Source organism: Mycoplasma paraquilae, from assembly GCF_048284415.1.
Taxonomy (GTDB): Bacteria; Bacillota_I; Bacilli_A; order Mycoplasmatales; family Metamycoplasmataceae; genus Mycoplasmopsis.
Genome location: NZ_JBLVZU010000003.1, coordinates 1 through 12246 on the forward strand (window position 1 = coordinate 1; position 12246 = coordinate 12246).

Here is a 12246-nt window from a genome sequence, read left to right on the forward strand (position 1 = left end):
CGAAAAAATTGACTGTCATGTACATTGTATATATCTAGTTTTCAAAGAACTTTTGTGTTTGTTTATCTAACAAGCGATATTATTATATAACAGATTTTTAAAATGCAAAATAAAAAAATACCTTTTTTGGTATTTTTTTATTATCGTTCGAACGAATGATTTTTTTATTATATCATTCCTTTGTTTTTTAAAGTCTTTAGTGTTTTAGCACTAACTTTAAGAGTCATTTTTTGACCATCAATCATTACTCTTACTTTTTGTAAGTTAGGATTAAATTTTCTCTTTGATGCATTTAAAGCGTGAGAACGTTTGTTTCCTGATTGAGGTCCTTTTCCTGTTAGAACATCTCTTCTTGACATAAATAATCCTTTCTTTAGTTAGCTAATTAAAATCGATTATCGAGATTATTATAAATTAAATTGCATTTATTATAACAAAAAAATTTTTTTTATAAAACTTGTTCAAAAAAATCATCTTCATTTGAGAAATCTACATTGTTATCAATTCAATCTTTTCTGAATTCTGCATTTTCCCCCATAAGTACACTAACTCTTCTTTCAGCTAATGAAGCATCTTCAATAGTTGCTTGGATTAAAGTACGGGTCTTTGGGTTCATTGTCGTTTCTCATAATTGATCGGCATTCATTTCTCCAAGACCTTTATATCTTTGCAGTTCATATGGTTCTTTAATAGTTTCTAAAATATCCTTAAGTTGTTCCTCATCTCAAGCATACTGAATTTTCTTAGAAGTTTTTCCACTTACTTTATATAAAGGGGGGAGAGCAATATAAACATGCCCTTTTTCAATTAATTGTTTCATAAAACGATAGAAAAAAGTTAATAGTAAAACTTGAATATGGGCACCATCGGTATCAGCATCGGTCATAATAATTATTTTATTATATTGTGCTTTTTCTAAATCAAAGTCTTTCCCAAAACCAGCCCCAATTGTGTTAATAATTGTACTAATTTCAATATTTTTTAACACTTCACTGATCTTTTTCTTTTCAGAATTAATTACCTTTCCTCTTAAAGGTAAAATAGCTTGGAATTTTCTATCGCGTCCACTTTTGGCGCTACCACCAGCTGAGTCTCCCTCAACAAGAAATAATTCTTTTTCCTCAGAATTTTTAGAAGTTGCTGGGGTTAACTTATCACTTAGGATCAATTTTTCACTTGCAATCTTTTTAGTTTTTCGGCTTTCTTCTCTCAGCTTTCTTTCTTCCATACGAAGTTCATAAGCTCGTTTTACTTTGTCTAAAACATCTTTTGCAGCTGTTTTATTTTCATTAATTCAAATTTCTAAATATTTAGAAACTACTTCTTCAACTACATTTTTTGCTTCAGGGGTGCCTAATTTATCTTTAGTTTGTCCAACAAACTCAAGTAAATTTTCAGGAATCTTTAATGAGATGATGCATGAAAGTCCTTCTCTAATGTCATCGCCCTCAAATAATTTACCATTTTTAACAATACCTTCACGAATTGCGAACTCATTAAATGTTTTAGTAAAAGCTGTTTTTAGTCCCATTTCATGGGTTCCACCATCACGAGTTTTAACATTATTAACAAAACTTAAAATGATTTCATTATATAAATCGGTTCATTGGAAAGCAAAATCTACTTCAATATCTTTTTTGCTATCCTTATATGAGACTGGTGCAGTAATGCTAATTTTTGAATCATTAATAAAATTTAAAAATGATTCAAGACCTTTTGAATATTCATATACTTCTTTTTTATTATTCTTACGATCATCTAAAGTAATTTTCAAATTAGAAATTAAAAATGAGCTTTCTTTTAATCTTTCAGAAATTTTATCAAAACTTAGTTTAGCACGCTTGAAGAATGCATAATCAGGTCAGAAACGAATTGAAGTTCAATTGCTTTTACTTACTCCAATTTCATGTGTATGCACTAATATAGTATCTTGTTGGAATATAGTTTCATAAACTTTTTTATCACGAGCTACTGTGGCAACTAGTTTAGTTGATAAAGCATTAACTACAGAAGAACCAACTCCATGTAATCCTCCGGAAGTTTTATAAGCTCCTGAATTAAACTTACCACCAGCATGTAATTCTGTAAAAATTAACTCTACTGCTGTACGATTTTGGCCCTTCATTTTATCAACTGGGATTCCACGTCCATTATCAATAACTTCCACTGAGTCATCTTCATGTAAAATAACATCAATATTTGTAGCATATCCTGCTAGTGCCTCATCAATTGCATTATCAACAATTTCTCAAACTAAATGGTGTAAACCATGCACATCAGTTCCTCCAATGTACATTCCTGGTCTTTTTCTAACAGCTTCTAATCCTTTTAATTGCTGAATACTACTTGCATTATATTCTTGTGTTTTACTCATAAAATTAATTATAAAGCTTTTTTGCTTTATTTTTTATATCATTTCTTACTAATTGTGGACGTCTAACTAAAATATCGATTTCAAAAAATCTAATACATTTAAATCTTGTTATTTATAAAGAAAAATGCCATTTATCTTTAAAATGGCATAGTAAGTGTATAAAAAATATTTAACTAAATTGTGTCAGAAAAAAATATTAACGCATCTTCACCTGTTTTACTAGAAATTTGTTCAATAAAATCATCAGAATTAAGCATAAGTTGATTTTTAAGTTGTTCTAATGCATCTACTGCTTGAGATAAATCTTTATCTAATTCAATTCAAAAATTAGCTTTTGCTGTTTGACGTGATAAATCTACTGATGTGACATCACAAATTTTTTTAACTCTACTATCAACTTTTCCATAAAATTTAAAAGCTTTATTATTTGTAATAATATCATTTAGTGAAACAGCTAACTTTCCAGCTTTTTTTATTCCCCCAATATATTCTAATAGTGATAAAACTATTAATGCACATCCTAGCACCATAATTACAATACATAAAATTTGGCTATCATTATATGCGCCAAAAACTTTATTAGCAAATTTCGCACCAGGCTGAGACTGTAATTCTGCAAATCATACAACCGCTGCAATAAATATTAAGAAACCAATTATCGGCATTATTATCACAAATGTTCAAAATCATGCTTTGTTCTTAAGCGCGTCAATTACTTTGTATTCATTTTTTCTTTTATAATTAATTTGGCTAATCGTTTCATCTAAGTTATTTATTAATCTTTGTTTTTGTATTGATGTTAATCCCATAAAATAGATCTCCTCCAAATCGATTCTACAAAAAAAACAAGTAGATAGTGAAAAAAGTATAAAAAAGGCTGGCTAAAGCCAACCTAAATTATTAAATGAATGATAATTAATCTTCATCTTTATCTTGAATGTTTCTACGTTTGATGATTTCATCAGCGATTGATTTAGGACATTTTTCATAGTGATCGAATTGCATTTGGTATGTTCCACGACCACTTGTCATAGATCTAAGTTCTGTTGAGTATCCAAACATTTCTGAAAGTGGAACCATAGCTTTAACAATAACAGCTCCATCGTTTCTTTGTTCTTGGTCGTTAACAAGTCCTCTACGACGTGATAAGTCACCAATTACATCCCCCATGTGGTCTGCAGGAACAACTACTGCAACATCCATGATAGGTTCAAGTAATACTGTACCAATTTTGTCTTTAGCTTTTGTAAGTGCTTTAGAAGCAGCAATTTTGTAAGCCATTTCAGAAGAGTCGACATCGTGGTATGATCCATCAAATAATGTAGCTTTAATGTCGATCATTGGGTAACCTGCTAAAATACCAGCAGCCATTTTTTCTTCAAGTCCTTTTTGGATTGATTTAATGTATTCTTTAGGAATTTTACCACCAACGATTTTATCAACGAATTCGAATCCACCATCTGGGTTTGGTTCAAATTTAATTCATACGTGTCCGTATTGTCCTTTACCACCAGATTGTTTGATGTGTTTTCCTTCAACTTCAGCTGGAATTGTAATTGTTTCACGGTATGAAACTTGAGGCGCTCCAACTTTAGCTTTAACACCGAATTCACGTTTTAAACGATCAACGATGATATCAAGGTGTAATTCACCCATACCAGCAATGATTGTTTGTCCTGTTTCTTCGTCTGTGTATGTTCTAAATGTAGGGTCTTCAGCAGCTAATTTTTGAAGTCCTAATGAAAGTTTTTCTGTAGCAGCTTTTGATTCTGGTTCAAGAGCTTGTGAGATAACTGGTTCTGGGAAAACCATTTTTTCTAGAACGATTTTTGGTGATTTTTCATCAATTAAAGTATCACCTGTTGTTGTATATTTAAGTCCAACTGCAGCAGCAATATCTCCTGCACGACATTCATCGATTTCAACACGGTTGTTTGCGTGCATTTGTAAGATACGTCCGATACGTTCTTTTTGTTCTTTAGTTGAGTTGTATACGTAGCTTCCTTTTTCTAGAACTCCACGGTAAACTCTGAAGAATGTTAATGATCCAACATATGGGTCAGTCATAACTTTGAATGCTAAACCAGCGAAGTATCCATCATCTGTAGCTTCAACGTTAACTGTGTGTTCTCCATCGTAAGCTGGGATAGCTGGAACATCAAGTGGTGATGGTAAGTAGTCAACTACAGCATCAATCATTCTCTTAACACCTTTGTTTTTGAATGATGTACCACATACTACTGGGAAGAATTCTGATGTTAATGTAGCTTTTCTGATAGCTTTCTTGAAGTCTTCAACTGTAACATCTCCACCTTCTAAAACAACCATCATCATGTCTTCGTCAAAGTTAGCAACAGCTTCTAATAATTCTTGACGTTTTTCCTTAACGATGTCAACTAAGTGAGCTGGGATTTCTGTTGGGAATTCTTCTTCTTGAGCTTCACCGTTGTATTTAATAGCTTCTAAAGTAACTAAGTCGATAATTCCTTCGAAGTCTGATTCTGCACCAATAGGTCATTGGATAGCAACTGCGTTTCCACCTAAACGATGTTTAACTGAAGCAACTGAAGCAGCAAAGTCTGCACCAGCTTTATCCATTTTGTTAACGTAAACGATACGTGGAACTTTGTAGTTTGTAGCTTGTCTTCAAACTGTTTCTGTTTGTGGTTCAACACCTGATTGGGCGTCAAGTACAGCTACAGCACCATCTAATACACGAAGTGAACGTTCAACTTCAACTGTAAAGTCAACGTGCCCTGGAGTATCGATAATGTTAATTCTTTTTCCTTTTCAGAAAGCTGTTGTAGCAGCTGATGTAATTGTAATTCCACGTTCTTGTTCTTGAGCCATTCAGTCCATTTGTGAAGCACCATCGTGTGTTTCACCAATTTTGTGAATTTTTCCTGTGTGGAATAAGATTCTTTCTGTAGTTGTTGTTTTACCTGCATCAATGTGGGCCATAATACCGATGTTACGGTAATCTTTTAATTCATATTCTCTAGCCATATATTCCTATAAAACTATCATCTGAAATGAGCGAAAGCACGGTTAGCTTCTGCCATTTTATGTGTGTCTTCACGTTTCTTGATAGCTCCACCTGTTTTGTTTGATGCGTCAATGATTTCGTTAGCTAAACGAACGTCCATTGTTTTTTCGTTTCTTAATCTAGAGTATTGCACTAATCATCTAAGTGCTAATGTTTGTTTTCTACGTGGAGAAACTTCTGTAGGAACTTGGTAGTTTGTTCCACCAATTCTTCTTGTTCTAATTTCTAATTGTGGAGTAATGTTTTCCACAGCTTCTAAGAAAACTTCCATTGGTTCTCTATTTGTTTTTTCTTTGATAATGTTAAATGCTGAATATAAAATATCTTGAGCAATTGATTTCTTTCCGTCAAGCATAATTTGGTTAATTAATTTTGTAACGATTACAGAATTAAAAACTGGATCTGCAAGTACTTCACGGATAGGTGCACTTTTCTTTCTTGACATAATTGTCCTCCTAATTTTTTAATGTGTTTTATGTTATTAATTCAATAAAATTATGCTTTTATTATTTAGCTTTTTTAGCTCCGTATAAACTACGTCCTTGGTTACGTTTTGCTACACCAGCAGCATCTTGTGTTCCACGAACGATGTGGTATCTAACCCCAGGTAAGTCTTTAACACGACCTCCACGGATTAAAACAACAGAGTGTTCTTGTAAGTTGTGTCCTTCACCAGGGATGTAAGCTGTAACTTCCATTCCGTTTGATAACTTAACACGAGCATATTTACGTAAAGCTGAGTTAGGTTTTTTAGGTGTCATTGTTGCAACACGAGTACATACACCACGTTTAAATGGTGAAGCCATTTTTTTAGCTTTTTTGATTAATGAGTTGTAGCTTAAGCTTAATGCAGGAGCATTTTGCTTTCTTGTTTTTGAGCTACGACCATTTGTAACTAATTGATTAGTTGTTGGCATTTTTTGCTTCCTTTCGTTTATTTTATGTTTGTAATAAAAATAAGATTAATTCTAATAAAAATTTTAGGCTATCTAAAATAGCAAAACTATTATATAACAACTTAGCCGAGTGTGTCAAACTTTTTTATTTTTTTTATTCCTATTTTTAGGGATACTTTACTAAAAGTACCTTTTAATTTCTCAAAATAAACTAAATTAAATTGTTTTATTTTTCATTTTGCTTACAAAGGTTAAGAATCATGTATCATTTATTAATTAGGCTAATAAAAGGCATACTATAAGGGGGTTTGATGTCAAAAACTAAGACCATATTTTGCTACTGGATGCCTATATGAATTCAATTTTTAATAGGCTTATTACTATGTATTGATACAACTAGCTTAATTTTGCATTTAACTAAGCATCAAATAGCTTTCAAATATCTAACTATAGTATTTTCTATTTTATTAGGTCTATTTCTAATTTTTTATATTATAAATTGAGTAAGTTATCCCAAAACAGTTTTAAGAATTAATGCAACTCATTATGATTGAAATCGAGAGAAACTTTATTTTGCTCATCCATTTTATAAAGCCACATGTTCTATTTTGTTATGTCAAAACGCTTATAAGGAAAATAAAAATCAATTTAACTGAATCAGAAATATTCAAGCCTACAGATGAAAATGAAATAAATCGCTACTTTAAATATAAAGATTATATTAACTCTAAAAAAATTAATCATCTAATGCTTTTTATGCCTCTAGTTATGGGACTTTTATTAGGAATGATTTTATCTTTTATAACAGTACTGATTGATACAGTATCATATTCATGACTCCGCATTACTAGTCCTATTATAGCTGTTGCATTATTATGCTTTTTATTTATGATGGTGTTTATAATAATTTATTTTAAGAGCACAATATCTCAATGATTTTTAGAAATAAGTTTAAATAGAATACATGATACTGACATAGCTTGAAAGGTTGAATGCTATTTTATCTCTCCCGATAGATCTAAAAAGTATTTGCAAACAATCGCAAGCAAAGAATTCAAAGAATTCAAAGAATTTATTTAGCAAGCATGCTAAAAATAAATACCTAAATAGCTATTTCTTATATCTTAAAAATATTAGTTAAATAAAGGAAAGGAGTAAAAATGAAAACTAAAAGTAAGATTTTTAAACTTTATGTAGTGCCTATTTGTTTCCCTGCTATATCAGGTTTCTGCCTTAATGTAGGACTATCAATCTTGACTATGTATCATTTTAATAAAATCAACTCTATCCTAAATTGAATCATAGCTTTTGCTTCTATTTCAGGCTTCTTTTTGCTTTTTCATCTCATTAATTTAGCACTTAATCATAAAGAAATTTTAAGAATTGATTCTATTAATTATTCTTATACTAAAAAAGATCAAATAATTAAGCACCCTTTTTGGCTTTGCATCTGACAAGTCTTTTCATTTATTTATTCAATCGGGAAACTAGGTGGTCGCCCTACTTTTGACCAAGATCCTGAAACTATTTATAATCTTGATAAATGGAAGTCTATTGATACTTCTCAATTAGAGAACTATTTAAATTATAAGGACCAAGCTAATTGCAAAAAACTTTTTGTTCTTGCTACTTTTATGCCATTCTTTATCGGCTTTGCTCATGCTTTTTTTGTCACAATGAGTATTTTTTTAGTAGCAAACCATAATATTTATCGCTATCCAACTTGGTCTATTGTCCTTATTTGTATTGTCTGTTTCTTGATGCCTTTCATTTCAGGTATGCTAATTAGATATATGCGTTCAATTATGGCACAAGTATATCTAAATCGAGTTGTAGATATGACTCATGACGAAAAATTAAATTATTTTGTCCTCACTCACTCTGATTCTGGTGCAATACAAGAATACTTAGATACTATTTCAAGTGATCAATTTCTAATCTATATTTCATCAGGTCACATTAATTATTCATAGTGCCTATAATTTCTAAACTAACCTCGATAAGAGGTTTTTTCTTTTTTTCTTTACTAGGGCAAAGAAAAAATGGAAGCTAATGTTCCATTCTTTGATTAATATTATTTTTTAGGATCAATATTAGTTTTTAATACTGATAAGAAGGCTTCTTGTGGTACTTCAATTGACCCAAGTTTTTTCATACGTTTTTTACCTTCTTTTTGTTTCTTAAGAAGTTTTTGACGACGAGTTACGTCCCCACCATATAATTTGGCAGTAACATCTTTACGATAAGCTTTAATTGTTTCTCTAGCAATGATTTTTCCACCAATTGTAGCTTGCACAGGGACTTCGAAGTTTTGTCTAGGAATAGCATCCTTAAGTTTTTGACATAGTTCTCTTGCTGCTTCATAAGCTTTTTCACGGTGTGTAATAATTGAGAAAGCATCCACCTTATCACCATTTAATAAAATGTCTACTTTAACTAAATCAGATTCACGATATCCGATTCATTCATATTCAAATGAAGCATATCCTTTAGTAGCGCTCTTTAATCTGTCGAAGAAATCAAAAATGGTTTCAGCTAGAGGCAACTCATAAACAACTTTTGAACGTCTTGAATCAACTGTTTCTAATGCTTTATAAATTCCACGTTTATTTTGACATAATTCCATTACATTTCCAATGTATTCATTAGGTACAAAAATACTTGCTTCTACATAAGGTTCTTCTATTTTTTCAATAAATGTTCGATCAGGGAATAATGTAGGGTTAGAAATCATTTCTACTTCACCTTTTGTAGTAGTTACTTTATATTCTACAGAGGGAGAAGTAGCTATAATTCCTACTTTATATTCGCGATCTAAACGCTCTTGTAAGATCTCCATGTGTAACATACCTAAGAACCCAACTCTAAAACCAAATCCTAAAGCTTTTGAGGTTTCTTGTTCTCAAGTAATTGATGAGTCACTTAAAGAAATTTTTTCAAGAGATTCTTTTAAATCCATGTAATCCCTAGTATCAATTGGGTAAAATCCAGTAAAGACTACTGGTTTCATCTTCTTATATCCAGGTAAAGCTTTATCTGTAGGGTTTTCAGCTAGAGTAATTGTATCCCCAACATGCACTTCTTTAGCATCTCTAATTGCTGCTGAAACTCACCCAACTTCACCTGCTACTAATTCATCCTTCTTAGTTTCATAAGGGTTTCTTACCCCTAAATCAATTACGTGGTAGGCTTGTTCTTCAGCTGGACGAGACATAAAGATAAATCTATCTCCAGTTTTTAGTTTTCCTTCAAAGACACGAATTAGCATAACAACTCCACGGTAAGGATCAAAGTAGCTATCAAAAATTAGCGCTTTTAAAGGCTTACTATCATAAGCGTTCTTAGGTGCTGGAATATATTTGACAATAGCATCTAATAATTCAGGCACACCTTGCCCAGTTTTAGCTGAAACTAAAATAGCATTTTCGGTTGAAATCCCAATTACATTTTCAATTTCTTCTTTAACTTCCTCTACATTAGCGCTTGGTAAATCGATTTTATTTATGACAGGTAAGATTTCAAGGTCATTTTCAAGTGCTAAGTAAACATTAGCTAATGTTTGCGCTTCAATCCCTTGAGTTGCATCTACTAACAATAAAGCTCCTTCAGAGGCAGCTAAAGAACGCGATACTTCATAGTTGAAGTCCACGTGCCCAGGAGTATCAATTAAGTGAAAAATATAGTCCTTATATTTAATTTGCACAGCATTAAGTTTAATAGTAATTCCACGTTCTTGTTCTAGATCCATAGAGTCTAAAAATTGAGCCTTTAGATCTCTATTTGCAACAGTGTGTGTGTATTCTAAAATTCTATCTGCAAGTGTGCTTTTTCCATGGTCAATATGTGCAATTATTGAGAAGTTTCTAATCTTGTCTTTGTTCATGTTATATATTTTATATTTTTTCTGTTAATTTTTTAGTAAATTTCCAAATTGGTGTATAATAATGTCAGTGCTTGAGAAATCAAGAATGAGATATCTATAAGGTATCGCTGCTTGCGTTAAATATACACGCCTTTCGCATAATAATTAACTCGTCACGGCGAGTTTTCTTTTTGCACTTTTTTGTCTACACGCTAGTGAAAAAAGTATAAAAAAGCAAAGCCTAAGCTTTGCAAATAATTATCTTCTTTTCATTGTAGGGAATAATAAAACATCTCTAATTGAATCTTTTTCAGCAAGTAACATAGTTAAACGATCAATTCCAATTCCACATCCACCTGTAGGAGGCATTCCATATTCAAGAGCTTCAACAAAGTCCCAGTCAATATCACTAGCTTCGTCATTTCCATTGTTCTTTTCTTCAAGTTGTTCTTGGAAACGTTGTAATTGGTCAATTGGATCTGAAAGCTCTGTATACATGTTAGCGTATTCTTTTGTATTAATGAATAATTCAGCACGTTCTGTAAATCTTGGATCGCTTCCTTTGGCTGTTAGTGGAGATATTTCAATTGGATGCCCGTAAACAAATGTAGGTTGAATTAAAGTTTTTTCAATTAATTCTTCAAATAGTTCATTAATAATGTGACCTAATTGGTGGAATTTTTGTACTTTAATTCCGTATTTGTTTGCTACTTCTTTAGCCTGTTCAAAGCTTATTTCTCTAAAGTTTACACCGGTCGCTTTAGAGACTGCTTCAACCATATCAACTCTAGCAAATGGTTTAGTTAAATCAATTTCTACACCTTTGTTTACTACAGTTTCTTTACCTAATTTTTGTGCAAGTCTTTTGAATAATTTTTCAGTGTGTTGCATCATACCTTCAAGGTTTGAGTAAGCTTCATAAAATTCAATAGAAGTAAATTCCGGATTATGAGTTGTATCAATTCCTTCATTTCTGAAAATACGTCCAATTTCATAAACTTTATCAACACCACCTACTAGTAATTTTTTAAGAGGAATTTCAGTTGCAATTCTAAGTACAAATTCTTGGTCTAATGCATTGTGGTGAGTTGTAAATGGTCTAGCTGAAGCTCCAGATAAATAATCATGTAAGAATGGAGTTTCAACTTCCATGTATCCTTGTTCATCGAAATATCTACGAATTTCGCTTATAATTTTTGTTCTAGTTCAAAATGTCGCCATTGACTCATCATTTACAATTAAGTCTACATATCTGTGACGATATCTTTCTTCGACATCAGCAAGCCCATGATATTTATCAGGAAGTGGTTTAAGAGATTTTGTAAGTAACTTAATGTTTTGTGCTTTCACTGTAACTTGACCTGTGTGAGTTTTCATCACAAGACCTTCAACATAAATAATGTCTCCTAAATCAAATGAAGCTACTAATTTTGCCAATTCTTCACTGTGTTCTTTTTTATTAAAGTATACTTGCATTTTTCCATGATAGTCCTTTAATAAGATAAAAGGTCCTCTCATAGTTAAAATTCTACCTGTTATAGCTACTGGAATAGCTTGTTCATCTAATTCTTCTTTACTTAATGCGTTGTATTGAGCTTCAATTTGGTCAGAATATGTTAATTCTTTTAATCCATCTGCTTTAGCAAATGCTTCAATATTATTTTCTTTATAAAAATCTAATTTATTGCGTCTAATTTGTTCTTGTTCAGTATATTTTTCCATAAAATATCTCCTAAAATAAAATAGTATTTAAAGTATACATTAATTTGTTTTATAATTATATTAAATATATAATATTTAAAAGGAGACGCGCTATGGTTAAAAGCAATCGCAGTTATGTTGTAAACCTACTGCTTTCAATCTTCCTAGGAGCATTAGGAATTGATCGTTTATACGGTGGACGTATTGGATTATTCCTTCTTAAGCTCTTTACTGGTGGTGGATTTGGAGTATGGTGATTAATTGACCTTATCCTAGCTGCAGCGGGAATGCAAAAAGATAACCAAGGCCTATACATTAAACCTTAGTTACAAAATAGCCTAGGGGTTCCTAGGTTTTTAATTTTGCC

The 12246-nt window shown here is 31.6% G+C and carries 11 protein-coding genes; 3 read left to right on the forward strand and 8 right to left on the reverse strand.

Going from position 1 to position 12246, the window contains the following annotated elements:
• Positions 1 to 167: 167 nt before the first annotated feature.
• From rpmB to rpsL, 6 genes are all read right to left on the reverse strand, one after another.
• Positions 168 to 359 (reverse strand): 50S ribosomal protein L28, encoded by a 192-nt coding sequence (rpmB, locus tag ACNQ12_RS01720; protein WP_416738512.1) that lies wholly within the window; start codon positions 357 to 359, stop codon positions 168 to 170.
• An 89-nt stretch (positions 360 to 448) separates the two neighbouring features.
• Positions 449 to 2374, reverse strand: a complete 1926-nt coding sequence (locus tag ACNQ12_RS01725; protein ID WP_418037149.1) for a DNA gyrase/topoisomerase IV subunit B — start codon at positions 2372 to 2374, stop codon at positions 449 to 451.
• Between the two features lie 173 nt (positions 2375 to 2547).
• Positions 2548 to 3183 (reverse strand): hypothetical protein, encoded by a 636-nt coding sequence (locus tag ACNQ12_RS01730; RefSeq protein WP_418037147.1) that lies wholly within the window; start codon positions 3181 to 3183, stop codon positions 2548 to 2550.
• A gap of 106 nt (positions 3184 to 3289) precedes the next feature.
• Entirely contained in the window at positions 3290 to 5380 is a 2091-nt protein-coding gene (gene fusA / locus ACNQ12_RS01735) for an elongation factor G (protein WP_416754523.1), read from the reverse strand.
• 14 nt (positions 5381 to 5394) lie between these two features.
• Entirely contained in the window at positions 5395 to 5865 is a 471-nt protein-coding gene (rpsG, locus tag ACNQ12_RS01740; protein WP_305938017.1) for a 30S ribosomal protein S7, read from the reverse strand.
• Between the two features lie 61 nt (positions 5866 to 5926).
• Positions 5927 to 6337: a 30S ribosomal protein S12 gene (gene rpsL / locus ACNQ12_RS01745; RefSeq protein WP_078747258.1), complete on the reverse strand. Its 411-nt coding sequence runs from the start codon at positions 6335 to 6337 to the stop codon at positions 5927 to 5929.
• A gap of 513 nt (positions 6338 to 6850) precedes the next feature.
• On the opposite strand from rpsL, the gene ACNQ12_RS01750 reads away from it, so the two are divergent.
• Both ACNQ12_RS01750 and ACNQ12_RS01755 read left to right on the forward strand, forming a co-directional pair.
• Complete coding sequence (locus tag ACNQ12_RS01750; protein ID WP_418042120.1) at positions 6851 to 7396, forward strand: hypothetical protein; 546 nt, start codon at positions 6851 to 6853, stop codon at positions 7394 to 7396.
• Between the two features lie 80 nt (positions 7397 to 7476).
• The gene (locus tag ACNQ12_RS01755) at positions 7477 to 8289 is read left to right on the forward strand and encodes a hypothetical protein (protein WP_418037143.1); all 813 of its coding nucleotides are present in this window, start codon (positions 7477 to 7479) and stop codon (positions 8287 to 8289) included.
• Positions 8290 to 8390: 101 nt separating this feature from the next.
• On the opposite strand, the gene lepA is transcribed toward ACNQ12_RS01755, so the two are convergent.
• A complete protein-coding gene (gene lepA / locus ACNQ12_RS01760) occupies positions 8391 to 10199 on the reverse strand; it encodes a translation elongation factor 4 (RefSeq protein ID WP_418037142.1) in 1809 nt (602 codons plus the stop codon).
• 237 nt (positions 10200 to 10436) lie between these two features.
• Complete coding sequence (lysS, locus tag ACNQ12_RS01765) at positions 10437 to 11900, reverse strand: lysine--tRNA ligase (RefSeq protein ID WP_418019593.1); 1464 nt, start codon at positions 11898 to 11900, stop codon at positions 10437 to 10439.
• A 92-nt stretch (positions 11901 to 11992) separates the two neighbouring features.
• On the opposite strand from lysS, the gene ACNQ12_RS01770 reads away from it, so the two are divergent.
• A complete protein-coding gene (locus ACNQ12_RS01770) occupies positions 11993 to 12205 on the forward strand; it encodes a TM2 domain-containing protein (RefSeq protein ID WP_416756208.1) in 213 nt (70 codons plus the stop codon).
• The last annotated feature ends 41 nt before the right edge of the window (positions 12206 to 12246 follow it).